The 23,899-nt window shown below is 67.0% G+C and carries 25 protein-coding genes; 12 read left to right on the forward strand and 13 right to left on the reverse strand.

Translation table 11 applies throughout. The features are described 5' to 3' along the window. Window positions 1-4: 4 nt before the first annotated feature. On the reverse strand, window positions 5-1,219 hold the full coding sequence (locus tag AC3FKH_RS25745; protein ID WP_488678554.1) for a M20 aminoacylase family protein: 1,215 nt from the start codon (window positions 1,217-1,219) through the stop codon (window positions 5-7). Between the two features lie 29 nt (window positions 1,220-1,248). Next, complete coding sequence (locus AC3FKH_RS25750) at window positions 1,249-2,544, reverse strand: MFS transporter (protein WP_488678555.1); 1,296 nt, start codon at window positions 2,542-2,544, stop codon at window positions 1,249-1,251. A 314-nt stretch (window positions 2,545-2,858) separates the two neighbouring features. Here AC3FKH_RS25750 and AC3FKH_RS25755 point away from each other — a divergent pair, with 314 nt between their 5' ends. The 3 genes from AC3FKH_RS25755 (at window position 2,859) to AC3FKH_RS25765 (ending at window position 5,168) form a co-directional block, all read left to right on the forward strand. Then, window positions 2,859-3,809, forward strand: coding sequence for a LysR family transcriptional regulator (locus tag AC3FKH_RS25755; RefSeq protein ID WP_483730678.1), 951 nt, complete (start codon window positions 2,859-2,861; stop codon window positions 3,807-3,809). A 64-nt stretch (window positions 3,810-3,873) separates the two neighbouring features. Then, entirely contained in the window at window positions 3,874-4,788 is a 915-nt protein-coding gene (locus AC3FKH_RS25760) for a LysR family transcriptional regulator (protein WP_488678556.1), read from the forward strand. Window positions 4,789-4,808: 20 nt separating this feature from the next. Beyond that, on the forward strand, window positions 4,809-5,168 hold the full coding sequence (locus AC3FKH_RS25765; protein ID WP_488678557.1) for a DUF2784 domain-containing protein: 360 nt from the start codon (window positions 4,809-4,811) through the stop codon (window positions 5,166-5,168). On the opposite strand, the gene AC3FKH_RS25770 is transcribed toward AC3FKH_RS25765, so the two are convergent. The 6 genes from AC3FKH_RS25770 to AC3FKH_RS25795 form a co-directional block, all read right to left on the reverse strand. Further along, the gene (locus tag AC3FKH_RS25770; RefSeq protein ID WP_488678558.1) at window positions 5,165-5,998 is read right to left on the reverse strand and encodes a crotonase/enoyl-CoA hydratase family protein; all 834 of its coding nucleotides are present in this window, start codon (window positions 5,996-5,998) and stop codon (window positions 5,165-5,167) included. The genes AC3FKH_RS25765 and AC3FKH_RS25770 overlap by 4 nt on opposite strands. Before the next feature lie 68 nt (window positions 5,999-6,066). Then, complete coding sequence (locus AC3FKH_RS25775) at window positions 6,067-7,728, reverse strand: long-chain-fatty-acid--CoA ligase (RefSeq protein WP_488678559.1); 1,662 nt, start codon at window positions 7,726-7,728, stop codon at window positions 6,067-6,069. Window positions 7,729-7,807: 79 nt separating this feature from the next. Next, complete coding sequence (locus AC3FKH_RS25780) at window positions 7,808-8,593, reverse strand: enoyl-CoA hydratase-related protein (protein ID WP_488678560.1); 786 nt, start codon at window positions 8,591-8,593, stop codon at window positions 7,808-7,810. Window positions 8,594-8,625: 32 nt separating this feature from the next. Next, the gene (locus AC3FKH_RS25785) at window positions 8,626-9,426 is read right to left on the reverse strand and encodes an SDR family oxidoreductase (RefSeq protein ID WP_488678561.1); all 801 of its coding nucleotides are present in this window, start codon (window positions 9,424-9,426) and stop codon (window positions 8,626-8,628) included. Window positions 9,427-9,944: 518 nt separating this feature from the next. Beyond that, window positions 9,945-10,637 (reverse strand): GntR family transcriptional regulator, encoded by a 693-nt coding sequence (locus AC3FKH_RS25790; protein WP_483730671.1) that lies wholly within the window; start codon window positions 10,635-10,637, stop codon window positions 9,945-9,947. A gap of 47 nt (window positions 10,638-10,684) precedes the next feature. Then, window positions 10,685-12,076, reverse strand: coding sequence for a C4-dicarboxylate transporter DctA (locus AC3FKH_RS25795; protein ID WP_488678562.1), 1,392 nt, complete (start codon window positions 12,074-12,076; stop codon window positions 10,685-10,687). A 396-nt stretch (window positions 12,077-12,472) separates the two neighbouring features. Here AC3FKH_RS25795 and AC3FKH_RS25800 point away from each other — a divergent pair, with 396 nt between their 5' ends. Together AC3FKH_RS25800 and AC3FKH_RS25805 are read left to right on the forward strand one after the other, a co-directional pair. Beyond that, window positions 12,473-13,726 (forward strand): allantoate amidohydrolase, encoded by a 1,254-nt coding sequence (locus AC3FKH_RS25800; protein ID WP_488678563.1) that lies wholly within the window; start codon window positions 12,473-12,475, stop codon window positions 13,724-13,726. A gap of 56 nt (window positions 13,727-13,782) precedes the next feature. Continuing rightward, window positions 13,783-15,051: a M20/M25/M40 family metallo-hydrolase gene (locus tag AC3FKH_RS25805; RefSeq protein ID WP_488678564.1), complete on the forward strand. Its 1,269-nt coding sequence runs from the start codon at window positions 13,783-13,785 to the stop codon at window positions 15,049-15,051. A 211-nt stretch (window positions 15,052-15,262) separates the two neighbouring features. Here AC3FKH_RS25805 and AC3FKH_RS25810 read toward each other — a convergent pair whose 3' ends face one another. Next, on the reverse strand, window positions 15,263-15,832 hold the full coding sequence (locus tag AC3FKH_RS25810) for a GNAT family N-acetyltransferase (RefSeq protein WP_488678565.1): 570 nt from the start codon (window positions 15,830-15,832) through the stop codon (window positions 15,263-15,265). A 157-nt stretch (window positions 15,833-15,989) separates the two neighbouring features. Here AC3FKH_RS25810 and arsC point away from each other — a divergent pair, with 157 nt between their 5' ends. Then, on the forward strand, window positions 15,990-16,349 hold the full coding sequence (gene arsC / locus AC3FKH_RS25815; RefSeq protein WP_483730667.1) for an arsenate reductase (glutaredoxin): 360 nt from the start codon (window positions 15,990-15,992) through the stop codon (window positions 16,347-16,349). A 95-nt stretch (window positions 16,350-16,444) separates the two neighbouring features. On the opposite strand, the gene AC3FKH_RS25820 is transcribed toward arsC, so the two are convergent. From AC3FKH_RS25820 to AC3FKH_RS25830, 3 genes are all read right to left on the reverse strand, one after another. Beyond that, complete coding sequence (locus tag AC3FKH_RS25820; RefSeq protein ID WP_488678566.1) at window positions 16,445-16,672, reverse strand: hypothetical protein; 228 nt, start codon at window positions 16,670-16,672, stop codon at window positions 16,445-16,447. Window positions 16,673-16,858: 186 nt separating this feature from the next. Next, the gene (locus tag AC3FKH_RS25825) at window positions 16,859-17,506 is read right to left on the reverse strand and encodes a 3'-5' exonuclease family protein (protein WP_488678567.1); all 648 of its coding nucleotides are present in this window, start codon (window positions 17,504-17,506) and stop codon (window positions 16,859-16,861) included. 30 nt (window positions 17,507-17,536) lie between these two features. Then, window positions 17,537-18,187: an MBL fold metallo-hydrolase gene (locus AC3FKH_RS25830; RefSeq protein ID WP_488678568.1), complete on the reverse strand. Its 651-nt coding sequence runs from the start codon at window positions 18,185-18,187 to the stop codon at window positions 17,537-17,539. Window positions 18,188-18,448: 261 nt separating this feature from the next. On the opposite strand from AC3FKH_RS25830, the gene AC3FKH_RS25835 reads away from it, so the two are divergent. After that, window positions 18,449-19,195, forward strand: a complete 747-nt coding sequence (locus tag AC3FKH_RS25835) for a septal ring lytic transglycosylase RlpA family protein (RefSeq protein ID WP_488678569.1) — start codon at window positions 18,449-18,451, stop codon at window positions 19,193-19,195. Between the two features lie 82 nt (window positions 19,196-19,277). Here the strand turns inward: AC3FKH_RS25835 and rsmI are convergent, their stop codons facing one another. Then, entirely contained in the window at window positions 19,278-20,174 is an 897-nt protein-coding gene (rsmI, locus tag AC3FKH_RS25840) for a 16S rRNA (cytidine(1402)-2'-O)-methyltransferase (protein ID WP_488678570.1), read from the reverse strand. Between the two features lie 11 nt (window positions 20,175-20,185). Here rsmI and AC3FKH_RS25845 point away from each other — a divergent pair, with 11 nt between their 5' ends. The 5 genes from AC3FKH_RS25845 (at window position 20,186) to AC3FKH_RS25865 (ending at window position 23,816) form a co-directional block, all read left to right on the forward strand. Beyond that, window positions 20,186-20,569 (forward strand): YraN family protein, encoded by a 384-nt coding sequence (locus AC3FKH_RS25845; protein WP_483730661.1) that lies wholly within the window; start codon window positions 20,186-20,188, stop codon window positions 20,567-20,569. 85 nt (window positions 20,570-20,654) lie between these two features. Next, the gene (locus AC3FKH_RS25850) at window positions 20,655-21,242 is read left to right on the forward strand and encodes a phosphoheptose isomerase (protein ID WP_488678571.1); all 588 of its coding nucleotides are present in this window, start codon (window positions 20,655-20,657) and stop codon (window positions 21,240-21,242) included. Window positions 21,243-21,273: 31 nt separating this feature from the next. Then, window positions 21,274-22,092, forward strand: coding sequence for a BON domain-containing protein (locus AC3FKH_RS25855; protein ID WP_488678572.1), 819 nt, complete (start codon window positions 21,274-21,276; stop codon window positions 22,090-22,092). A gap of 128 nt (window positions 22,093-22,220) precedes the next feature. Next, window positions 22,221-22,547 carry a c-type cytochrome gene (locus AC3FKH_RS25860; RefSeq protein WP_488678573.1) on the forward strand — a complete coding sequence of 109 codons (327 nt, stop codon included), beginning with the start codon at window positions 22,221-22,223 and terminating at the stop codon, window positions 22,545-22,547. A gap of 9 nt (window positions 22,548-22,556) precedes the next feature. Next, entirely contained in the window at window positions 22,557-23,816 is a 1,260-nt protein-coding gene (locus tag AC3FKH_RS25865; protein WP_488678574.1) for an FCSD flavin-binding domain-containing protein, read from the forward strand. The last annotated feature ends 83 nt before the right edge of the window (window positions 23,817-23,899 follow it).

The following is a 23,899-nucleotide window of genomic DNA, read 5'->3' on the forward strand; positions in this document are numbered from 1 at the left end:
CCGTTCAGTCCGCCACCAGGTACGTCTGCGCCAGTCTCACCCACGCCGCCGCACCCAGCGGCAACACCGCATCATTGAAGTCGTACCCCGGGTTATGCACCATGCATCCCCCAAATTCTCCTTCACCGTTGCCAAGGATCAGATAACACCCCGGCACCGCATTGAGCATCCACGCGAAATCCTCGCTGCCGTTCAGCCCCTTGGGCGCCTGCGTGACGACGTTCTCCGCCCCAACCAGTTCCGCGCAAACACGCTGCGCCAGCTGCGTTTCCGCTTCGGTATTGACCATCGGCGGCGTGAGCTGGCGATAGTCGATCTGCGCTTCCACGCCATGCGCCTGCGCGGTGAGCGACACGATCTCGCGGATGCGCTGCTCCACCAGCGCGCGCGTTTCAGGACGCGCCGCGCGCACGTTCAGCCCGATCGTCACGGACTCGGGGATGACATTGTGCGTAGCGCCGCCGCGGATAAAGCCGACCGACACGACGGCGGTGTCGTCGGGCGCGACATTGCGCGCGACCACGGTCTGCAATGCGGTGACGACCGCCGCCGACGCCGCGATCGGGTCGCGCGCACGGTGTGGCATCGCCCCGTGGCCGCCGACGCCCTTGATGGTGACGTCCGCTACATCGGACGACAGACTGACCGGACCCGGCAGCACGCGGAAGGTGCCGGCCGGCACGCCCGGCATGTTGTGCAGCGCGAATACCGCGTCGCACGGAAAGCGCTCGAACAACCCGTCCCCGATCATCGCGCGCGCGCCGCACAGGTTTTCCTCGTCGGGCTGGAAAATCAGGTTCAGCGTGCCGTCGAAATCGGGGTGGTCGGCCAGCGCCTTGGCCGCAGCCAGCAGGATCGCCGTGTGGCCGTCGTGGCCGCATGCATGCATCTTGCCGTGCAACTGGCTGGCGTAGGGCAGGCCGGTGGCTTCGACCACCGGCAGCGCGTCCATGTCCGCGCGGATGCCAAGGCGGCGCTTGCCGCTGCCGCGCCTGAGCTGCCCCACCACGCCGCTCTTGCCGATGCCGGTGTGGACCTCATAGCCCCACGCGGCCAGCATTGTGGCGACCAGCTTGCTCGTCACGCCGACTTCGAAGCCGAGCTCGGGTTGCGCATGGATCTGGCGGCGGATGCCGACGAAGGTCTCCGCGTCGATATGGATGTTCGGCAGCAGGTGCGGCAGGTACTGGAACGGCTTGAGCGTGGGTGCGCGGGTCATGGAATGGGTCTCCGGGAGAAGGTTGGGAATCAGTGCGCGCGGCGTTCGCGGATGCTCAGCACGGCAATCAGGGTAATGACGCTGCAGACCAGCATGTACCAGGCCGGCGACAACGGGTTGCCGGTGCGCGAGAGCAGCCACGTGACGATGAATTGCGACGAGCCGCCGAAGACGGTCACGCCGACGCTGTAGATCACCGACAGCCCGCTGGCACGCACACTGGCCGGCAGCATCTCCAGCATCATCAGGAACATCGGCGTGGTGCCCAGGTTGATGCCGGCGGTCAGCAGCGCCGACAGGCCCAGCACCAGCGGCACGCTCGGATAGGCGTTGATCAGCCAGAAGGCGGGATAGACGGCGAGCATGCTGAACACCAGCGACGCCACCACCAGCGGCTTGCGATGCGTTAGCCGGTCGGCCAGGCGCCCCGCAATCAGCGACACCACCGTCAGGGTGATCCCGGTTACGCAGCCCGACAGGAACGACAGCGACGGCGGCATCTTCAGCACGCGGATCATGTACGTCGGCATGAAGAACACCACCAGGTACATCGTTGCGGTGCCGGCCGTGGTGGCCAGGATGCCCTTCACCACCGTGGCCCAGTGGTGGCGGAACAGCTCGCCGAGCGGGCTCGGCGCGTGGGCGTCGGCCTGGTGCGTTTCATCGAGGTTGGCGCGGATGTAGAGGCCCACGGGCGCGATCAGCAGGCCCACCAGGAACGGCAGGCGCCAGCCCCAGCTTTCGAGCGATTCGGTCGGCAGCAGCGTGTAAAGGGCCGCACCGGTCAGCGCGCCCAGCAGCGCCGAGATGCCCTGGCTGCCGAGCTGCCAGCTCACGCGCCAGCCGCGGCCGCGCACGCCGCCGGATTCCATCAGCATGGCGGTCGACGCACCGATCTCGCCGCCGAGCGAAAAGCCCTGCAGCAGGCGGCCGGCCAGGATCATCAGCGAGCCGAATACGCCTGCCGACGCATATGGCGGTGCCAGTGCGATGCATAGCGTGCCGGCCACCATCAGGCCGATGGTCAGCGTCATGGCATTCTTGCGGCCACGGCGGTCGGCGTAGCTGCCGATCACGACGCCGCCAAGCGGTCGCATCACGAAGCCGATGCCGAAGGTCGCCACGGCCAGCAGCAGCGAACCGTAGGGGTTGTCCGACGGGAAAAACAGCTTGCCGATCAGCAGCGAGAAGAAGCTGTAGACGGTGAAGTCGAACATCTCCAGGGCATTGCCAAGGGAACAGGCGGCAATCAGGCGGAACTGGCTCTGCGTGCGCGCCGGCTTGGCAAGCGTGCCGGTGCGCGCGGCGAGGGTGGTGTCGTTCATGCGGTCTCCACAAACTGTTCGGTGGGAGGCGCGCGGGGCCGGTCTGTGCCGGCTGATGAGGGGGCCGCGCTGCCTGTGGGGTGGGCCAGGGCTGCGACGAAGTATTCAGGCAAACGCGGCGGGACAAAAAATCATATATTTTCATCCTGATAACCAAATTGAATCACCGTCATAACCGGTGGCGCGCGGATATCGGGACAACTACCAACTGGTGGCGGATCCCCGCGCCGGCGCGGGATGGCGGGAAAGCAACGTGCGCGCGATGAAGGCGCACCGGACGGCACGCGGGACGCCGCACGAGAACAAGGAGACCGATGAAGCTGCAACAACTGCGCATCCTGCTGGCCGTGGCCGAGCATGGGAGCATCCACGAGGCCTCGCGCGCGCTGCATATCTCGCAGCCGGCGCTGTCCAAGGCGATCGCGGAGCTGGAACGCGAACTGGGCGTCACGCTGATGTCCCGTTCGGTACGCGGCGTGAGCCTGACCGCCTATGGCGCGGCGCTGGTCAAGCGCGCGAGCGTGGTGGAGCAGGAACTGCGGCATGCGCTGGAAGACATCGAGTCGATCCGCGGCCATGCCGAGGCCGAACTCAATATCGGCTTCACGGCGGTGGCGTCGAGCGGGCCGCTGCCGGATGCGATGGCGGCATTCCGCCAGCGCTTTCCGAACGTGGCGCTGCGCGCCTTCGAACTGCGTCCGCAGCAGATCCAGGAAGGCTTGCGCGAAGGCCGCCTGGACCTGGGGCTGATCTCCACCAACAGCGGACCGGGATCGGCGTCATTCCAATGGGAGCCGCTGTTCTCGGTCGGCATGAAGCTGGCCGTGCGCACCGGCCACCCGCTGCGGCGCGCGCGACGCCTGCGGCCGTTGCTCGATGCGGACTGGCTCGTGCTGGATCCGGTTGACGACGCCGGCAGCCCCCTGGCCAGCCTGATGCGCCTGCACCGGCTGGAGATGCCGCAGCGCGTGGTGCAGAGCGCATCCAACCTGCTCGGCCTGCAGCTGGCGACCAAGACCGACCTGGTCAGCATGTGGTCGGACTTCGTCTTCTTCGGCACGGGCGGCCCGCTGCAACTGGTACGTGATGCGCTCACGCCGCTGCCAATCCAGGACGAGCTGCCTGATTTCCGCGTGTTCCTGGTCTACCGCTCGGTGGACCTGATGACACACGTTTGCGCGGAATTCGTGCGCGAGGTGCGTCATTGTGCTCGCCAGATGGAGGCGCCGCAGGCCACCATGCGCAAGTCCCGATCCGCTTCATAAGTGCCGGCAAGGTGCCAGTGCCGCGCCGATGCCGCACAATGGCGGGCAGGAGACGCAATACCCTATGGACAAACTCAAACAGATAGAAGCCTTCATCGCCGTGGTCGAACACGGCAGCATGGCGGCCGCCGCGCTGACCCAGGACGTCACGCCCGTGATGATCGGGCGCCGCATCAACGCGCTGGAAGCGCGCATCGGCGTCAAGCTGCTGCACCGCTCGACGCGCCGGATCGTGGTGACCGAGCAGGGCGCCGTGTTCATGGAGCAGTGCAAGAAGGCACTGGCCGACCTGGACCGCGCCGAGATGCTGATCGCCGAGGGCAAGCACAAGGCCACCGGCCACCTGATCGTGTCGGCCCCGGCCGCGTTCGGGCGCAAGCACGTGGCGCCGCATGCGCCGGCCTTCCTGGCGTCGAACCCGGAAGTGCAGATTTCCTTCAACCTGACCGACCGCGTGGTGGACCTGGTGCGCGAAGGGTATGACGTGGGCATCCGCATCGGCGGCGCCATCGACCCGAACTTCGTCGCGATCAAGCTCGCCACGAACAAGCGCGTGGTATGCGGTACGCCCGGCTATTTCGCGAAACATGGCGTCCCGCTCACGCTCGACGACCTGCAACACCACAACTGCCTGGCCTTCAACCTGCAGGGCGGCCAGCAGCGCGGCTGGTACTTCCAGCAAAACGGCAAGACCGTGACGGTGCGTGTCAACGGCAACCTCGACTGCAACGACGGCGAGCTGCTGCACCGCTGGACTGGCGAGCACCTGGGCCTGGGCTGGCGCTCGACGTGGGAGATCCTGCCGCAACTGGAAAGCGGCGAGCTGGTCACGGTGCTCGACGAGTACGCGTTGCCGGACTACGACATCCTTGCCGTGTACCCGCAGCAGCGTCCGGTGCCGGCCAAGATCCGCTTCTTCATCGAGCACCTGAAGACGCAGTTCGCGCTGCCGGGTTACTGGACCGGGCGCAGCGGCTGACTGTTAGACGGGAGCACGCGATGGCGGGGTGGCTGGCGGACCTGGTGGTCGTGATCCACTTCCTGTTCATTGCGTTCGTGGTGGGTGGCGCGCTGCTGCTGTTTCGCTGGCCTCGCGTGGCGTGGGTACATCTGCCGGCGGCAGCATGGGGTGTGTTCGTGGAGTGGTCGGGGCGGGTTTGTCCGCTGACGCCGCTGGAGAACGCGTTGCGCCGCGCGGCGGGGGAGGCTGGATATGGCGGCGGGTTTGTCGAGCGGTATTTGTTGCCGGTGATTTATCCGGCGGGGCTGACCCCAGCCATACAGCTATGGCTGGGCGTGTTTGTGCTGGTGCTCAATCTGGTGATCTACGCGGGATGGTGGCGCCGCCGGCGACCCTAGCTCTGCGCCGCCTCAAATCGCGGCGCACGTTTCTCCAGGTTCGCCCGCACCGCCTCACGCTGATTCGGAGATCCGACCAGCTTGTCCTGCTCCACCGACTCGGCCATCAGGATGGCAGCGTTGTCGCCGCCCTCGACCACTTCCATCAGCCGCTTGGCGGCCCGAATCGCGTGCGGATTCTTCTGCGCGACCTGGCGCGCGGCTTCCAGCGCCGCAGCGCGCGGATCTTCCACGACGCGCGTGGCCAGGCCCAACTCGCACGCTTCCACGCCGGTGAGCACGCGGCCCGTGTAGACCAGCTCGCGCAGCACGTCCGCGCGCACCAGCCCACGCGTCAGCACCATGCCTGCCATATCGGGCACCAGGCCCCACTTGATCTCCATGATCGAGAGTTTCGTGTCGGCAGTTACGAAGCGCACGTCCGCGCCGAGTGCCACCTGCAGGCCGCCGCCGAACGCCACGCCGTGAACCGCAGCAAACACCGGCACAGGTAATTCACGCCACACCATGCACGCGTACTGCGGTCGATTGGAGATGCCATGCGCGCGCGCGGCAAGACGCCCCGGGCGAATGCCGGGGTCACCGCCCGCGCCATTGCCGAGCATGCCGGCCATGCTTTCCATGTCCAGGCCCGCGCAGAACGCGCGGCCTTCGCCTGACAGCACCACCGCGCGCAGGTCCGGGGTCTCGCGAAGTTGTTCGCCGGTGGCGATCAGCGCGTCGAACATGGCGGGATCGAGCGCGTTCATCTTGTCGGCGCGGTTCAGGCGCACATCGGCGACGCCGTCCTCGATGGTCACAATGATGCGGTCGGTGCTGCTGGCGCTCATGCGCGGCTCCTTCGGTCCAGGTTTAGTGTTGGGGTGGCTGCCCGCTACGACGGCACGGGCAGCGCGGCTTACGCCGTGCGCTCGTCGCGCGTGGTCGGCAGCACGTAGTTGCGGTATTGCTCGCGCAGCTTCAGCTTGAGCAGCTTGCCGGTGGCCGTATGCGGCAGCGCATCGACGAACACTACGTCGTCGGGCACCCACCAGCGCACGACCTTGCCGGCCAGGAAGACAAGCAGTTCGGCCGCAGTGACTTCCTGATCGGGCCGCTTCACCACGATCAGCAGCGGCCGTTCCTGCCACTTCGGATGCGGCACGCCAATCACCGCGGCCTCGGCTACGGCTGGGTGACTCATGGTGGCGTTTTCCAGGTCGATCGAAGAAATCCACTCGCCGCCGGACTTGATCACGTCCTTGGCGCGGTCCACGAGCTGCACATAGCCTTCGGGATCGATATTGGCCACATCGCCGGTATCGAACCAGCCATCGTTGTCGAGCGCGTCGTGCTCGGCCTTGAAATAGCCCGACGCGATCCACGGCCCGCGCACCTTGAGGCGGCCGAAGGCCTTGCCGTCGTGCGGCAGCGCGCGGCCTTCGTCGTCCTCGATGCGCAGTTCGACGCCCCACAGCGCGCGGCCTTGCTTGAGCTTGATCTTGAGCTGCTCGGCCTCGCTGAGGCCGGCATGCTGTGGCAGCAGCGTGTTGATCACGCCGATCGGGCTGGTCTCGGTCATGCCCCAGCCCTGCACCAGCGACGCGCCGAACTGCTTCTCGAAGCGCTCGATCATCGCCGCGGGCGCGGCCGATCCGCCCACGCCAGCCACGCGCAATGCCAGCTCGCGCGGATCGATCTCAGGGTGGGCGTCCAGGTACTGGAACAGCATCAGCCACACCGTGGGCACGGCGGTGGAATAGTTCACGCGCTCGTCGCGCAGCAGCCGGTACACGCTTTCGCCGTCGAGATGCTGGGCCGGCAGCACCATCTTTGCGCCATTCATCGCGCACGCGTAGGGCAGGCCCCAGGCATTGGCATGGAACAGCGGCACGATCATCAGGATGCTGCTGGCCGGGCTGACGCCGAAGGTGTCGGAGCCGCTCGCCTTGAGGCTGTGCAGCACGGTGGAGCGGTGCGAATACAGCACGCCCTTGGGATTGCCCGTGGTGCCGGACGTGTAGCACAGCGACGATGCGGTGCGCTCGTCGAACTGGGGCCACTCGTAGTCCTCGCTGCTGCCGGCGAGCAGGTCTTCGTAGCAGAGCAGGTTGGGAATGCCCGCGTCGGCCAGCACCGCCATGTGTTCGGGATCGGTCATGGCCACGTAGTGCCTGACGGTCTTGAGCTGCGGCGCGAGCTTCGCGACCAGCGGCGCGAAGCAGCTGTCGAAGCACAGCACGCTGTCTTCGGCGTGGTTGACGATGTATTCGATCTGCTCGGGGAAGAGCCGCGGGTTGACCGTATGCAGCACGGCGCCGGAGCCTGACACGCCGAAATACATCTCCAGGTGCCGGTGCGTGTTCCACGCCAGCGTGCCGATGCGGTCCCCTTCGCTCAGGCCCAGCTTGGCCAGCGCGTTGGCGAGCCGCTTGGCGCGGCGATGCACCTTGTCGTAGTTGCTGCGCACCGTGCCGCCTTCCACGGTGCGCGAGATGATCTCCTGTTGCGGGTGGTACGCCGCCGCGTACTCGATCAGCGATGAAATCAACAACGGACGGTCTTGCATGAGGCCCAGCATGATGCGTCTCCTTGTGTTGTTTTCGTGATGCCCCGGGATAGTCATCCCGGGGGTACTGCATACGGCGACAACAGGTGGATCAGCGGCCCTTGAACTGCGGCGGGCGCTTGCCCGTGAACGCGGCAACGCCTTCGCGGAAGTCCTCGCTGCGGCAGGCCACCGACTGCTGCGACGCCTCCAGCTCGAGCTGCGCCGCCAGGTCATTCCCCAGGCTGGCGTTGAGCGACGCCTTGATCAGGCCGTAGGCGAGGGTCGGCATATTGGCGAGGTGGTGGGCCATCTTGCTGGCTTCGGCCTGCAGCGCGTCGTCGGCGTGGACCTTCCACACCAGGCCAATGCGCTGGGCTTCCTCGGCATCGATCTTCTCGGCCAGGATGGCCAGCGCACGGGCGCGCATTTCGCCCGCGTAGCGCGGCACGAAGTAGGTGCTACCGGCATCGGGCACCAGTCCGATCTTCGAGAACGCCTGCAGGAACGAGGCCGACTTCCCGGCCAGCACCACGTCGGCGGCCAGCGCGATGCTCATGCCTGCGCCGGCGGCCACGCCGTTCACGGCGCTGATCACGGGCTTGGGCATCTCGCGCAGCTTGAGGATGAGCGGGTGATAACGCTCGCGCAGCAGCGCGCCGGAGTCGGCCATCTCGCCGCCGGCATTCTGGCGCGCGGCCAGGTCCGCGCCCGACGAGAAGCCGCGGCCGGCACCGGTCAGCACAACGGCGCGCACCGAGTCATCGTCGGCGGCGCGCTCGACGGCAGCGCGCAGTTCGCGCAGCAGGTCGGCGTTGAGGGCGTTCAGGACTTCAGGGCGGTTCAGGGTGATGGTGGCTACGCCTTCGCTGGCGTGGTAGAGCACGGGGGAGGTCATCGCGGTGTTTTCCTTCGGGTGATCGTGTTGGGTCAGTTGGTCTTGAGGGCATCGGCCGAGGCGTCGCCGAGCTTGCTGCCGCCATCGCAGTCGAGGATGGTGCCGGTGACGTAGCGCGCGTTGTCGCAGCTCAGGTACAGCGCGGCATCGGCAATGTCCTGCTTGCTGCCGTAGTCGCGCAGCGGCAGGCGGCCCTTGTAGCGCGCCTCCATCTCGGGCGTGGGCGCCAGGCGGGCCATGCCTTCCGTATCGGCGATCGGGCCGGGAGAGATGCCGTTCACGCGCACGCCGGCCGGACCCCATTCCATCGCCAGGCATTTCACCAGCATGTTGATGCCGGCCTTGGCCGCGCACGCGTGGGCCTGGAACATCATCGCGTTCACACCCTGCGGCGCGGTGATGGCGATCAGCGAGGCACCCGGCTTGTTCAGGTAGTCGAACGACGCGCGGAACACATTGAACGTGCCGATCAGGTCGATATCCACGACGGTCTTGAAGCCGTTGGCCGACATGCCAACGACCGGCGCCAGGAAGTTGCCGGCCGCGCCCGAGATGACGATGTCGATGGGGCCGAGCGTGTCGCGTGCCTGTTTCAGCGCGGCTTCCACGGCGGCGTAGTCGCGCACGTCGGCGGCCATGCCGATGGCAGTGCCGCCGGCCTCGGTGATCGTAGCCGCGGCGGCTGCAACGCGCTCCGGGTCGCGGCTGATCAGCGCGAGCTTTGCGCCGGCGCGGGCAAAGCTCTGTGCGATGCCAAGGTTGATGCCGGACGAGCCGCCGGCCACGAACACGGTCTTGCCGGCGAGCGCGTCAGGACGAAATGCACTGGACATGGGGATTCCCTCTGTTGAATGGGTGAGCGAAGCAAGGCGCCGGCGTGCGGACGGCATGCCGGCGGTTCACGTAAAGGGAGCAGGGGAAGCAGGGGAAGCAGGAGAAAAGCGGCCAGTTTCAGCGCGATGCGCGCTGGGTCGGCCAGGCGTTGCTGCAAGTATTGCGGCAGGAATCGGCGTAGGCGCAAACGTGCATGGGTGTCTCCTGTCTGTAGTTTTGGCTGGCTCGGCCTGCGACATGCTAACCCGAAGACGGATTCGATTCATGCACGCCCTGCGCAATACCGCGCCGCAGCACCGGAAATTATGTGGCGCCACGCGGCGGCGCGGCAACCAGCAAAGACAGGCTTCCAAAAAGAAAAAGCCCGCACACCGTTGCGGTGTGCGGGCGGGCCTGCCGGATGAATCAGAGATGTATCAGGTAGGCGCAGTGCCCGTGAAGTGCGCCCCCGCGTCTTCACGAGCGGGGTCAATATTGCATCGTCGCACCCGGAAGCGCTTTGACCGGGGTCAACCACTCAGGCGAGCAGCGCCGCAACCAGGTCCTTGCCGCGCGCCGCGGGCGCGCTTTCCTCGAAATGCAGGGCGGCTTCGACATGGCTCAGGTGGTCGACCATCAACGCCACGGCGCGCTCCACGTCGCCCGCGCGGGCCGCTTCGATGAATTCGCGGTGCTCGTCGGACGAGCAGGCCGCGTCGCGCCGCGACTGGTAGAGCATGGTGATGACCGCGCTGCGCGCGGACAGCTCGCGCATCATCTCGGTCAGCACGCTGTTGCCGACCACTTCCGCCAGCACGATGTGGAAATCGCCAAGCAGGCGGGTGCGGGTCTGGGCGTCGATGCCTTCAATCGACTTGCGCTCGGACGCCAGGTGCTTGTCGATGCGCTTGTAGTCCGCCGGCCGCGCCTTGGCGACGAACTCGCGCGCGAGCGCGGCTTCCAGGATGCGGCGCACCGCAAAGACCTCGCGCGCCTCTTCGGCGCTCGGCTTGGCGACGAAGGCGCCCTTGTCCGGCACGATCTGGATGACCTTGTCCTTGGACAGCATCAGCAGCGCCGCGCGCACCTTGGTGCGGCTCACGCGGTAGACGCTGGCCAGGGCTTCCTCCCGCAGCTTGGTGCCCGGGGGCAGCCGGTGCGAGACGATCGCGGCGACGATGTCGTCGGCGATCGCTTCGGCGGTCATGTCGGGATCGATATGCTCGGGCATGGCTTCTCTTGGGCGCGGGGGTTGCGCGTTGAGGAAATGCCGAGATTCTAGCGTCCCGCCGCGGGCGACGGCACAGGCGCCACCACTTCGGCCGCATCGGCCATCGGCAGGCCCTCGTCCAGCTCGGTGGCCGGCACCACGCCGTTGAGCACGTCATGCGCACGGCCGCGGTCGATATCCTTCTCCCAGGCCGCCACCACCACGGTCGCCACGCAGTTGCCGATCAGGTTGCCCAGGGCCCGGGCAATGCCGATAAACCAGTCGACGGAAAGCACCAGCACCAGGCCGATGGCAGGGATGGCCGGATGCGCGGACAGCGTCGCTGCCAGGATCACGATGGCCGAGCCCGGGATGCCATGCGCGCCCTTCGAGGTAATCAGCGCCACCGCCAGGATGCCGAGCAGGTCGCCCATGGCCAGCGGCGTATTGGTGGCCTGCGCGATAAACACGGCGGCCAGCGTCAGGTAGATCGAGAAGGCGTCGAGGTTGAACGAGTAGCCGGTCGGGATCACCAGGCCGACCACGGACTTCTTGATGCCCATGAATTCGAGCTTCTTCATCACCTGCGGCAGCACGCTGTCGGACGAAGCGGTGCCGAGCACCACCAGCAGTTCGGCGCGCAGGTAGCGGATCAGCTTGATCACCGAGAAGCCGCACAGACGCATGATCGTGCCCAGCACCACCAGCACGAAGAGGGTCACCGCGCCGTAGAACAGCACCACCAGGAAGCCAAGCTGCTTGAGCGAGCCGATGCCGTACTTGCCCACCGTGAACGCCACCGCGCCCAGCACGCCCAGCGGCGCGAGCTTGATGATGAAGCCCATCATCTTGAACAGCGTGTGCGAGAAGGTGTCGATCAGGCTGACCAGCGGCCTGGCCTTTTCACCGACCAGCGACAGCGCGCAGCCGAACAGCACCGAGACCAGCAGCACCTGCAGCACGTCGCCGCTGGAGAAGGCGCCCATGATCGTGTTCGGGATCAGCTTGAGCAGGAAGTCGGCCGTGCCCTCGCTCTTCACCTTGGTGGCGTTCTCGATGTAGCCGGCGATGGCGGAAGCGTCGAGCGAACGCGGATCCACGTTCATGCCGGTGCCCGGATGGAACACATAGGCCAGCAGGATGCCGAGCCCCAGCGCAATGGTGGTGACGATCTCGAAATAGAGCACCGCCTTGATGCCCACGCGGCCGACCTTCTTGAGTTCGCCCGCGCCGCAGATGCCGGCCACGACCACGCAGAACACGATGGGGCCGATCAGCATCTTGACCAGCTTGATGAAGGCGTCGCCCAGCGGCTTTAGCTTGGCGGCGAATTCGGGGAACAGCATGCCGAGCACCGTGCCGATCACCAGGGCGATCAGCACCTGGCCGAACAATGAGCGGGTAAAGCGGGTGTGGAGGCGGCCACCAGGGGCGGGGCGCGACTGGACTGCGTGCTGCATGGTTGTGTCTCCGTACCGGGTCGTCGCCTGCGCCGTTCGCTGGCCGCCCGTTATCTGATTCCAGGAATGCCTGGCTGCCCGTACTGATTCACTGCCTGGGCTGCCGGCCTGCCGTTCAGGACGCACCGTCGAGTCTCGGAAGCATCACCCCGCGGAATGCCCCCCTGTTGGGGCGGAATCCACGCAATCCATTGTTCGGACCGGATTGTCCGCAGCGGATTGTCTGAACGTTGGACCGAATATAGTGCATATCATTTTTGTATGCAATTTTTGAATTCACTGTGCTACCATGAATCGCACAGAATAGAGCTTCGGCCCTGGGGCTTTCCGCCCCGACTGGCGCCCCCCGCCAGCCCGCGTGCCGCCGCTTCGAGTCCTTCCAGCAGGAGACAACGCATGGCAACAAACCTGTCGCCGGCCGCAGACATCGGCACGCGCATCATGGCCTGGCACGACGCCCTGGCCGTCCACACCGAGCAGCCCGGCATGCTCACCCGCACCTACCTGACCGAGGCCCACCACGGTGCCGCCGCGCAGCTGACCGAGTGGATGACGGCCGCCGGCATGACGGTGCGCCGCGATGCCGCCGGCAACGTGATCGGCCGCTATGAAGGTACCGAGCCGGGCGCCCCGGCGCTGCTGACCGGTTCGCACTTCGACAGCGTGCGCGACGGCGGCCGCTATGACGGCAACCTCGGCGTGATCCTGCCGGTCGCCTGCGTGGCCGAATGGAACCGCCAGGGCAAGCGCTTCCCGTTTGCCATCGAAGTGGTCGGGTTCGCGGAGGAAGAGGGCGTGCGCTTCAAGGCCACGCTGCTGGGCAGCCGCGCGATTGCCGGCACCTTCGACAACAACGTGCTGGACAACGTCGACGACAGCGGCAAGACCATGCGTGAAGTCATGGCCGCAGCCGGCTTCGATGCGGCCGGCCTGCCCGCTGCCGCGCATGACCCGAAAAAGGTGCTGGCCTTCATCGAAGTCCATATCGAGCAGGGACCCGTCCTGCTGAATGAAGGCCTGCCGGTCGGCGTGGTGACCGCGATCTCGGGCGCCAGCCGCTTTCTCGTCGAACTCGAAGGCCTGGCCGGCCACGCCGGCACCGTGCCGATGGACATGCGCCGCGACGCGGCCATGGCCGGTGCCGAGATCGGCCTGTACATCGAAAAGCGCTGCGGCGGCAAGCCGGGCCTGGTCGGCACCGTCGGCCAGTTCAACGTGCCCAATGGCGCGACCAACGTGGTGCCGGGCCGCGCGGTGTTCTCCATCGACATTCGCTGCGGCGAGGACGCCGAGCGCGAGGCCGCCGTCAATGACGTGCTGGCCGAGATCGAGCGCGTGTGCGCGCGCCGCAACGTGCGTGCGCAGGTACGCAAGACGCACGAAGCCAAGAGTGTTCCCTGCGCCCCGTGGCTGCAGGAGCAATGGGCCGCCGCCATCGCCCGCCAGGGCGTGCCGGTGCGCCATCTTCCCTCCGGCGCCGGCCATGACGCCATGGCCATTGCCGCGATTGCCGACGTCGCCATGCTGTTTGTGCGCTGCGGCAACGGCGGCATCAGCCACCACCCCACCGAAATCATGACCGCCGAGGACGCCCAGCTGTCCGCGCGCGTGTTCAGCGATTTCGTCGAGCAATTCCGGCGGCAGCAATAAGCCGCGCCCGCCTGGAACGCTTCCTGAAGCTACAGCACAATCCCTGAGAACAAGACATGACTGCACGAGACAATATGAACCCGACCGAAACCACGCTGACGACGTTCATCGACCAGCACCGCCCGCAGCAGGAAGCCTTCCTGGCCGAGCTGGTCAAGGTGCCCTCCGACAACCCGGCCGGCGACTGCGACGCCCATGGCAAGCGCGCCAAGGAACTGCTCGAAGGCCTGGGCTTCACCGTGGAAGCGCACAAGGTGCCTGACGAACAGGTCAAGGCCGCCGGCATGATCAGCGCCACCAACCTGATCGTGCGCAAGCAGTTCGGCACGGGCGGCCCGGTCATCGCCATGAACGCCCACGGCGACGTGGTGCCTCCGGGCCTGGGCTGGACCAAGGACCCGTACGGCGGCGAGATCGCCGACAGCGAGCACGGCCCGGTCATGTACGGCCGCGGCGTGGCCGTGTCCAAGTCGGACTTCGCCACCTACACCTACGCCGTGCTGGCGCTGATGGAAGCCGAAAAGCAGGGCGCCAAGATCAACGGCGCGGTCGAGCTGCAGTTCACCTATGACGAGGAAACCGGCGGCGACATCGGTCCCAAGTTCCTGCTCGACAACAACCTGAGCAAGGCCGACTACGCCATCTCGGCCGGCTTCTCGTATGGCATCACGTCGTCGCACAACGGCTGCCTGCACGTCGAAGTGACGGTCAAGGGCAAGCAGGGCCACGCCGCCATGCCGCACACCGGCGTGGACGCGATCGAAGCCGCCACGCATATCCTGCAAGCCATCTACGGCCTGCGCGCCGAGCTGGCCACGCGCAAGTCGAAGGTGCCGGGCATCGACACCGCCACGCTGAACGTCGGCCTGATCAAGGGCGGCATCAATACCAACGTGGTGCCGGACCTGGTGACCTTCCGCGTCGACCGTCGCATGATCCCCGAGGAAATCGGCTTCGACGCCGAGGGTGAGCTGCGCGCCGTGGTGGAAAAGGCCGCCAAGGATCGTCCGGGCATCGAGGTGAAGGTCGAGCGCATCATCCTGGCCGAGCCGCTGTCGGAACTGCCGGGCGTGGAAAAGCTGATCGGCGCGCTCAAGGGCCGTGCCGAGTCCGTGTTCGGCGTGGAGATCCCGGTGCAGGGCGTGCCGCTCTACACCGACGCGCGCCACTACACCAAGCGCGGCATCCCGACCGTGCTGTACGGCGCCGGCCCGCGCACGCTGATGGAAGCGCGCGGCCACAACTCGGACGAGAACCTGCGCCTGAACGACCTGAACCGCGCGACCAAGGTGGTGGCACTGGCGCTGTCGGACCTGATGAAGTAAGTCAAAGCCGCATCACTCATGGCGACAGCCCGCAGCGATGCGGGCTGTTTTCATTTGTGTCGCGTGACGCAAACCGATATCGTCTCCTCATGAATAATGTTATCCAATTTATTGCCAACATTATTCATTCAGTCGATGGAATCGACGCCATTGCAGCAATGGGTACGCGCCGATTGAGGATCGCCATGCACCAAACTGGTATCCCACCATGCTAACGGGCTGCGTCTGGCAAACTACCGCGCCCGTTCCCAAGCTCGCGCTGCATCAGCACCGTATCGATCCACTGCCCATGCTTGAAGCCGACCGCTTCCAGCCGGCCGACCGTTCGGAAGCCCAGCCGTTCATGCACAGCGAGCGATCCCGCACCTTCCCCGTTGGCCGTGCAGGCGACGACGGCCACCATCTGCCGCCAGGGCCCGGTCTCGCAGCGCGCGATCAGCGCTTCCAGCAGCGTCCGTCCCAGGCCTTCCCCCACACATCGATGATCGATGTAGATCGAATCCTCGATGGCAAAGCGGTAGGCGGTGCGCGCACGGTACGAAGACGCGTAGGCGTAGCCGAGCACCTCGCCATCGCGTTCCGCGACCAGGTAGGGCAGGCCCTTGCGCAGGACTTCGGCCATGCGCAGCTCCATGTCGTCGGCGTTCGGCGGCGTTTCCTCGAACGAAGCCCGGCCATGGAGCACATGATGGGCGTAGATGGCCTGGATAGCCGGGACGTCGGCCGGACTGGCGTCACGCAGCGTGAAGGGCGGGCGTAGCGGGCCTCTAGTGGCCGGCATGGGTGGATGCGTCATGATGGAAGGGCGCACACCGCGCTCCGCGGAAGGGTAGATGTGCATGGGACCAGCACATTGCATGCCGGAGCACACACGCGCACTTGCACTACGCTGGTGCACGTATATAGTGCGTCATTATTCGATAAGAAGGACAGCTGCCATGATCACGATCTATCACAACCCCCGCTGCTCAAAATCGCGCGAAACGCTGGTCATGGTGGAAGCCGCCGCCGAACGCCTGGGCGAACCGCTGGAGATCGTGGAGTACCTGAAGGCGCCACCCTCCCTGACGACGCTGCGCCAGCTCCAGACCATGCTGGGCGTGTCCGCGCGCGAGATGATGCGTGACAACGAGGCGCCTTATGCGGAACTGGACCTGGCGGACCCGGGCCTGACCGAGGCGGAGTTGCTGGCCGCGGTGGCTGACAATCCTGTCCTGCTGCAGCGGCCCGTGGTGGTACGGAATCGCCGGGCCGTGATCGGCAGGCCCCCGGAGAACGTGGTGTCGTTGCTGGCCTGAGGCTTTGAGAGGTTCGTAGCCCGCAAATAAAACCGGCCTTCACGAACGTGAAGGCCGGCCCGGTCAGTCAAGCGGAATCGCTTCAGGCGGGTCGTCTAATAAACACCCAGCCAGTGCGCGGCTTCCTGACCGAAAGAGATGGCCGCCATCACCACGAGCAGCACGACCAGCACGACCGTGCTCACGTACAGCGTGGCCCTGGCGACTTCGGCGTCCTCGTCCAGGCTGTGGTGGTGCTGGATCTGCGTGTCATGGCGCGCCGGATGCGGCCAATGGATCCGGCCGGCCAGTTCCCTGAAGTGCAGGTCGGTTGGAATACGCATGATCAACTCCTCCTCGACGGGAGCCGCGCAGGCCGGGTGACAGGATCAGGCTGGCAGATGGCGTTGATTGCGCTGGGTCCGCGCATCGCTAGTCGTCTGGTTTCACCCGGTGTCGCCACCTGCATCTTTACTATAGGCGGGCTGGGCGCAGATGCCAGTCCGCGCACATGCACAGGGGCCCGTGACCTATGGGGCGAGCGGCGGAGGTGAGGGATCGCTTGCTTCAGAAGCCGCGCCAGAGGCCAATCTGGCTTCTCGCGCACGGACTTCAGCGAGCATATTGCAGAACAAGGCGCCTTGCTCCAGCGCGTCGTCCAGCGCTACGTGGGTATGGGGCAGCGGGTCCTTCCAGGCGTCCGGGAAGGCAGGCTTGATGGTCTTGCGGTACGGCAGCCCGGTCAGCGCGAAGCCCAGCGTCTTGACGTCGAGCGCGGCCCAGCCGAAAGGCGAACGGCCCGCGAAGCGCATCATGTACCAGAACATCCACGTGAAATCGAAGCCGGCCGGGAAGGCCACGAAGACCGGCTTGCCGGGCAGTCTCTCGACCCATTCGACGTAGCGCACCAGGGCCTCCTCGGGCCGCTGAAGGTCGCGCCGGCAGGCGGTCCAGGCTTCGGGCTGGGTCTCCCACCATTGCATCTGGACCGGATGGCCCACCGCGCCCGGCAGGGTTTCAAGGTTCGCCGAGAACGTGCCCACCACGGTCTTGTCGGCCAGCATGGCGGCCGAGGCGAACGACAGCATCGAGTGGGGGCCGGGAATCGGCCCATCGGCCTCGATGTCGGTGCTGACGTAGATTTCCGGGCGGGTATCGGAGGCTTGTCGTTTGGCCATGGCGCTTGCGCTTGCGGACTGGCCTGCCGGTCAGGCCGCGTCGATGAGGTGATCGGCGACGTACGGGTTGTTGCGGCGCTCTTCGCCGAACGTCGATACCGGGCCGTGGCCGGGGATGAAGGTCACGTCCTCGCCCAGCGGCCACAGCCGCGTGCGGATCGAGCGGACCAGGTCGGCATGGTTGCCGCGCGGAAAATCGGTGCGGCCGATCGAGCCCGCGAACAGCACGTCGCCCACCACCGCGAGCCGGTTCCCGCGCGAAAAGAACACCACGTGGCCGGGTGTGTGGCCGGGGCAGTGGTAGACCTCCAGCGTTTCGCCGCCGAACTGGACGGTATCGCCGTCCTGCAGCCAGCGATCGGGCTCGAACACCTCGGCCTGGCCAAAGCCGAAGCGGCGGGTCTGTTCCGGCAACTGTTCGATCCAGAAGCGTTCATCCTCCTGGGGGCCTTCGATCGGGATGCCGAGCTGGCGCGACAGTGCCGCAGCACCGGCGCAGTGGTCCACGTGGCCATGGGTCAGGAAGATCTTTTCCAGCGTCACGCCCTGTTCCTTCACCGCCTCCAGGATGCGATCCAGGTCGCCGCCGGGATCACATACGGCCGCCTTGCCGGTGTGCTCGTCGATCAGCAGCGAACAGTTTTGCTGGAAGGGCGTGACGGGGATCAGCAGGACTTTCATGAGTGTCTTTTCGTAGGCCGCGTCGGGGCTCGGTCGCATGCGGTGGGTTGTGCCGGCATTGTAGCGCCGGCCGACATCGAGCCTCGTTCATCGCCATGAATGTGCTGATTGAGTTACCCGCCTCATGCACCTCGCCATCGCCCGCAATCCCTTGCCAGGCGGTGGATTCCGGGGAATTGAAGGGCCGTTCGTGCGAGATCGCACATAATTCGTAACAAAATCAATGGTATAGCTGCAGCGGTACGATGTTAGACTCCCGCGATGAATTGGATTCTGCCGATCTCCTCCGGCTGGCAGCGGCTGGCAAAACTGGGCACATGCACGGCATGCGCCGTAGTGCTGGCCGCCTGTGCAACGCCGCCCGAAGGCGGCGATTCTTCGAGCGCCGGCACTTCCGGCGCCGTGCCGACCAAGGCTGCCCGCACCCCGAAAACGGCCCAGGCCGACAAGCCGGGTACCGGCAGCTGGAACCTGTTCGGTGTCGAGCAGGAAGACAGCAGCCTGAGCGGCCGGTCGCTGGACGGCCTGCGCGCCGACATGGGCTCGTTCGAGCAGCGCGGCATGGCTTCCTGGTATGGCAAGGGCTTCCATGGCCGCAAGACCGCCAATGGCGAACGCTTCGACATGCGCGCGATGACCGCGGCCCATCCATCGCTGCCGCTCGATAGCTGGGTGCTGGTGCGCAACCTGCGCAACAACAAGGTGGCCGTGCTGCGCATCAACGACCGCGGCCCTTACCACGGCAACCGCGTGCTGGACGTGTCCTACGGCGCCGCGCGCCGCCTGGGCTTTGTCGACCACGGCGCCACGCAGGTGGAAATCCGCCGCCTGTCGCGCACCGAAGTGGCCGCGCTGGGCCCGCAGTTCGACGCCGGCGGCAATGAAGCCGGCGACGGCGCCGGCGATGACGATGTCGCGGTGCCCGAACTGGCCAACTCGCTCGCGCCCAGCAAATCGCACAAGGCGTCCGCGAAGGGCCGGTCGACGGCCAAGCGCAAGCGCCACTGAGCGGCGCGGGCCGAGCATGCCGCCGCGCGCGCCGGTCCTCCCTTCCGCCTGTCTCTGCTTTCTTCCCTTTCCCCGCTTTTCCTCAGTCCCCGCCGCGCTGCGCCAGGGCCAGCTTGTAGAGCGCATCGGTATCCGCGCCGGTGATCGCGGCGGCCAGCTTGGCCGCGCGCTTCGCGGGCAGCTCCGCCAGCAGCAACGACAGGACGCGCTGCGCTTCGGCGTCGGGCGCGCCATCGTCCGCGGTCCCCGCCGCGCCTTCCACGACCAGAACGAATTCGCCCTTGGCGCGCGTGGCCTCGGCCGCCAGCCATGCGGGCGCCTCGCCGACGGTCATCACCGGGGTTTCCTCGAACAGCTTGGTCAGCTCGCGCCCGATCAGCAGCCGGCGCGTGCCCGGCAGGCCGGCGGCGAGCGCGGCCAGCGTTTCGGCAATGCGGTGCGGCGCTTCGTACAGGACCCAGGCGTGGTCAAGCGCAGCGAGCGTGGCGATCGCCTCGGCGCGCGCCTTGGCCTTGCTCGGCAGGAAGCCGACAAAGGTGAAACGGCCCGCGCCGGTATCGAGCATTTCGCCGGCGACCGACAGCGCCGCCACGGCGGCACTGGGGCCGGGCAGCGGCACTACGGGCAGGCCGGCGGCGCGCGCCGCCTCGACCAGCCGCGCGCCGGGATCGGAAATTCCCGGCGTGCCGGCGTCCGACACATAGGCAATGCGCTCGCCGGCGGCCAGGCGCTGCACGATGCGGCCGGCGGCCTCGCGCTCGTTGTGTTCGTGCACGGCCACCAGCGGGCGCTGCAGGCCGACGCGCGACAGCAGCTGCCCGGTATTGCGCGTGTCTTCGCAGGCAATGGCATCGGCCAGGCCGAGCACATGCAGCGCGCGCAGCGACAGGTCCGCCACATTGCCGATAGGGGTCGCCACGACATACAGCGTGCCGGCCGGGTACGACTGGCCGGCCGCCAGCGAGATCCAGTCACTCATGAGAACTTCCGTTGATTCGAGCATTCAAAAGCACGACGCAGGCGCGTGGTGCGCTGGCCGAAGACCGCGCGCTTGCCCACCTGCAGCGGCACGGCTTGCAGCCCGTGGTGCGCAATTATCGCTGCAAAGGCGGGGAGATCGACCTGGTGATGCGCGCGCCGGACGACACGCTGGTGTTTGTCGAGGTGCGCCAGCGCAGCGCGGCCGCGTTTGGCGGCGCGGCGGCCAGCGTGACGCCGGCCAAGCAGCGGCGCCTGGTGCTGGCGGCGCTGCACTACCTTGGCACGCTGGCGCAGCAGCCGCCCTGCCGGTTCGACGTGGTGGCCCTGGCGCCGGGCCGGCTCGAATGGCTGCCGCACGCCTTCGACCTGGATGCCGCGGGCGACCTTTACTGAGCGCGGCTGGCGGCCGCCCTGGTTCATAATGCGCGATATTGCGCGGCACGTGCCGCGACAGCAACAACAAGGCCCCCATCGAGCGATGAGCATCGAAAGCATTCAGCAGCAATTCCTGGACAGCGCCGACACCAAGCGCGAGGCCGCGGACGTGATGGCGCCGCACATCGACGCCGCCATCGAACGCATGGTCGGCGCGCTGACCAGCGGCAACAAGATCCTGGCCTGCGGCAATGGCGGTTCGGCCGCCGACGCCCAGCATTTCGCCGCCGAACTGGTCGGCCGCTTCGAACGCGAGCGGCCCGGCCTGGCGGCGATCGCGCTGACCACGGACAGCTCGATCCTGACCGCCATCGGCAACGACTATGACTTCAGCATGGTGTTCTCCAAGCAGGTCGAGGCGCTGGGCCAGCCCGGCGACATCCTGCTGGCGCTGTCCACATCGGGCAATTCCGCCAATGTGATCGCCGCGATCGAAGCCGCGCGCCAGCGCGACATGAGCGTGATCGCGTTGACCGGCAAGGGCGGCGGCCAGATCGGCGCCATGCTTGACGAGTTCGACATCCACCTGTGCGTGCCGAGCGAGCGAACGGCGCGCGTCCAGGAAGTACACCTGCTCACCCTGCATTGCCTGTGCGATGGCATCGACGAGGCATTGCTCGGCGAAGCCTGATCCACTTACCCCAAGCTACAGCAAGGACAGCATGAAGAAACTGCCTTTCCAAGCCTCCCGGCTGACCCGCATCGCGCTCACCGCAGCCGTGCTCGCCGCCGGCACCACCCAGCTCGCCGGCTGCCTGCCGGTTATGGCCGGCGCCGTGGCCAGCGGCGTGGCGGTTGCCACCGACCGCCGCCCGACCGCCACGCAAACCGTCGACCGCGGCCTGCAGATGGAGGCCGACAGCACGCTCAGCTCGCGCTACAACGGCCAGGCGCGCGTCAGCGTCACCGTATTCAACCGCAAGGTGCTGCTGACCGGCGAAGCCGCCAACGACAGCGTGAAGCAGCAGGTCGACCAGTACGTGCGCGGCCTCCCCAATGCGCGCGTGGTGATCAACGAGCTCGAGATCGCGTCGTCGCCGTCGTTCATGACGACGAGCGAGGACACCTACCTGACCAGCAAGGTCAAGACCCAGCTGATGACCGCCGAGGGCGTGCCGTCCAACTCCATCAAGGTCACCACCGACAAGGGCGTGGTCTACCTGCTGGGCATCGTCACCACGCCCGAAGGCGACCGCGCCACCGAAGTGGCCCGCAACACCAGCGGTGTCACCAAGGTCGTCAAGGCATTCGACTACGTGAACGAAGCCGAGCGCGCGCGCCTGGACCAGGCCTCCACCTCGCAGAACCCGCAGCTGGATGGCACCGTCGGTACGCCGGCGCCCGTGCAATCGGTGCCGGGCGTGGGTGGCCCCGTCAATGCGCCGGCCGACTCCTCTGCCGCCAATGGCGCTGTTGCAACGCCGGTGACGTCGCCCGTGGCTTCCCCGGTGGCGCTGCCGCCGGGCCGTAGCCTGCCCTGAGCAGGACCCTGCCTCGCCGTCAGGCCGCAACGCCTGCCTGACATCATGCGGATTTCGTTCCGCCCGCCCGCGCGCAATGTGATACGGTAGCCACGCGCCGCCCGCCGGGCGGACCCCGGAGCGAGACCATGACCAGGATCCCCTTGCCCGCGGCGCTGGCCGCGCTGGCCTTGCCGATCGCGTGCGGCACCGCCTCCGCGGCCGACACGGATGCATCGGCGCTGCGCGCCCGCAACCATGCCGCGGCCTGCACCAACTGCCATGGCCCGCAGGGCCGCCCGCCCGCCGGCAGCCCCATTCCCGCGCTGGCCGGCCGCCCGCAGTCCGAACTCGTCTCCCAGATGCAGGCCTTCAAGGCCGGCAAGCGACCGGCGACCGTCATGCACCAGATTGCCAGGGGCTACAGCGACGACCAGATCACCGCGATTGCGGGCTGGTTCGCCGCCGTCAGGTAAGGAGGCGCCATGCAACGACGCAACTTCCTGAAGGCAGCGGCCGGCGCCGCTGCACTGGGTACGCTGCGCGCGCACGCGGCTGCGCCGGCGAAGGTGGTAGTGGTCGGCGGCGGCTATGGCGGCGCCACCGCGGCGCGCTACCTGCGCGAGTGGAGCGGCCACACGATCGACGTCACGCTGGTGGAGCCCAATGCGGCCTTCGTCTCGTGTCCGCTGTCCAATCTTGTGATCGGCGGCAGCCGGCGCATGGAGGACATCACCGTGTCCTACGATGCGCTGGTGCGCCGTCATGGCGTGAAGCTCGTGCGCGACAGCGCCGTGGCCATCGATGCCAGGCGTCGCACGGTGCGCCTGGCCGGCGGCGCCACGCTGCCCTATGACCGCCTGGTGCTGTCGCCCGGCGTCGACATGCTCAGCGACGCATTGCCCGGATTGCAGCAGCCGGGCGGCGACCAGATCCTGCATGCCTGGAAAGCGGGCCCGCAGACGCTGGCGCTGCGCCGCCAGCTCGAAGCCATGCCGGACGGCGGCACCTTCGCCATCAGCATCCCGCTGGCGCCTTACCGCTGCCCGCCGGGCCCCTACGAGCGGGCCTGCCAGGTGGCGCACTATTTCAGCCGGCACAAGCCGCGCAGCAAGGTGCTCATCCTCGATGCCAATCCGGACATCACCTCGAAGGCGGCGCTGTTCCGTCAGGTCTGGGGCACGCAGTACCAGGGCATGGTCGAGTACCGGCCGCAGTACAACGCCGTCGATGTCGACGCCGCCACGCGCACGCTCAAGTTCGACGTGCAGGATGACGAACGGGCCGACGTGCTCAACGTGCTGCCGCCGCAGCGGGCTGGCGCGATCGCCGTATCGGCCGGGCTGGCCACGGCCAATGGCCGCTGGTGCGAGGTGGATTTCCTGACCTTCGAATCGCTGGCGGTGCCGAATATCCACGTGCTCGGCGACGCCATCCAGATCGCGCCGCTGATGCCCAAGTCCGGGCACATGGCCAACCAGCACGGCAAGGTCGCCGCCGCCGCCATCGTCGCGCTGCTCTCCGGCGGTACGCCTGACGCCGAGCCGCTCTATAACAACACCTGCTACAGCTTCACGTCGGACCGCGAAGCGGTGCATGTGGCCAGCGTGCATCGATACGATGCTGCGCAGAAGACGATGGTGACGGTGCCTGGTTCTGGCGGACTGTCGGCGGCGCCGAATGTGCCGGAGGGGGATTTTGCCTTGGCATGGGCAAAGGGTATCTGGGCGGATATGTTGGGGTAGGGTGGTGCTTGGCCGCGCCCGGGTTGACACCTGCATCAAATGCAAATGATAATGCATCGCATTTGCATTTGTTGATTTACCTC

The organism is Cupriavidus sp. 21MJTG02-4, from assembly GCF_057798975.1.

Coding starts and splice junctions, on each gene's coding strand:
- AC3FKH_RS25745 (WP_488678554.1), bottom strand. CDS start 1,219: ATGACCCGCGCACCCACGCTCAAGCCGTTCCAGTACCTGCCGCACCTG.
- AC3FKH_RS25750 (WP_488678555.1), bottom strand. CDS start 2,544: ATGAACGACACCACCCTCGCCGCGCGCACCGGCACGCTTGCCAAGCCG.
- AC3FKH_RS25755 (WP_483730678.1), top strand. CDS start 2,859: ATGAAGCTGCAACAACTGCGCATCCTGCTGGCCGTGGCCGAGCATGGG.
- AC3FKH_RS25760 (WP_488678556.1), top strand. CDS start 3,874: ATGGACAAACTCAAACAGATAGAAGCCTTCATCGCCGTGGTCGAACAC.
- AC3FKH_RS25765 (WP_488678557.1), top strand. CDS start 4,809: ATGGCGGGGTGGCTGGCGGACCTGGTGGTCGTGATCCACTTCCTGTTC.
- AC3FKH_RS25770 (WP_488678558.1), bottom strand. CDS start 5,998: ATGAGCGCCAGCAGCACCGACCGCATCATTGTGACCATCGAGGACGGC.
- AC3FKH_RS25775 (WP_488678559.1), bottom strand. CDS start 7,728: ATGCTGGGCCTCATGCAAGACCGTCCGTTGTTGATTTCATCGCTGATC.
- AC3FKH_RS25780 (WP_488678560.1), bottom strand. CDS start 8,593: ATGACCTCCCCCGTGCTCTACCACGCCAGCGAAGGCGTAGCCACCATC.
- AC3FKH_RS25785 (WP_488678561.1), bottom strand. CDS start 9,426: ATGTCCAGTGCATTTCGTCCTGACGCGCTCGCCGGCAAGACCGTGTTC.
- AC3FKH_RS25790 (WP_483730671.1), bottom strand. CDS start 10,637: ATGCCCGAGCATATCGATCCCGACATGACCGCCGAAGCGATCGCCGAC.
- AC3FKH_RS25795 (WP_488678562.1), bottom strand. CDS start 12,076: ATGCAGCACGCAGTCCAGTCGCGCCCCGCCCCTGGTGGCCGCCTCCAC.
- AC3FKH_RS25800 (WP_488678563.1), top strand. CDS start 12,473: ATGGCAACAAACCTGTCGCCGGCCGCAGACATCGGCACGCGCATCATG.
- AC3FKH_RS25805 (WP_488678564.1), top strand. CDS start 13,783: ATGACTGCACGAGACAATATGAACCCGACCGAAACCACGCTGACGACG.
- AC3FKH_RS25810 (WP_488678565.1), bottom strand. CDS start 15,832: ATGCCGGCCACTAGAGGCCCGCTACGCCCGCCCTTCACGCTGCGTGAC.
- arsC (WP_483730667.1), top strand. CDS start 15,990: ATGATCACGATCTATCACAACCCCCGCTGCTCAAAATCGCGCGAAACG.
- AC3FKH_RS25820 (WP_488678566.1), bottom strand. CDS start 16,672: ATGCGTATTCCAACCGACCTGCACTTCAGGGAACTGGCCGGCCGGATC.
- AC3FKH_RS25825 (WP_488678567.1), bottom strand. CDS start 17,506: ATGGCCAAACGACAAGCCTCCGATACCCGCCCGGAAATCTACGTCAGC.
- AC3FKH_RS25830 (WP_488678568.1), bottom strand. CDS start 18,187: ATGAAAGTCCTGCTGATCCCCGTCACGCCCTTCCAGCAAAACTGTTCG.
- AC3FKH_RS25835 (WP_488678569.1), top strand. CDS start 18,449: ATGAATTGGATTCTGCCGATCTCCTCCGGCTGGCAGCGGCTGGCAAAA.
- rsmI (WP_488678570.1), bottom strand. CDS start 20,174: ATGAGTGACTGGATCTCGCTGGCGGCCGGCCAGTCGTACCCGGCCGGC.
- AC3FKH_RS25850 (WP_488678571.1), top strand. CDS start 20,655: ATGAGCATCGAAAGCATTCAGCAGCAATTCCTGGACAGCGCCGACACC.
- AC3FKH_RS25855 (WP_488678572.1), top strand. CDS start 21,274: ATGAAGAAACTGCCTTTCCAAGCCTCCCGGCTGACCCGCATCGCGCTC.
- AC3FKH_RS25860 (WP_488678573.1), top strand. CDS start 22,221: ATGACCAGGATCCCCTTGCCCGCGGCGCTGGCCGCGCTGGCCTTGCCG.
- AC3FKH_RS25865 (WP_488678574.1), top strand. CDS start 22,557: ATGCAACGACGCAACTTCCTGAAGGCAGCGGCCGGCGCCGCTGCACTG.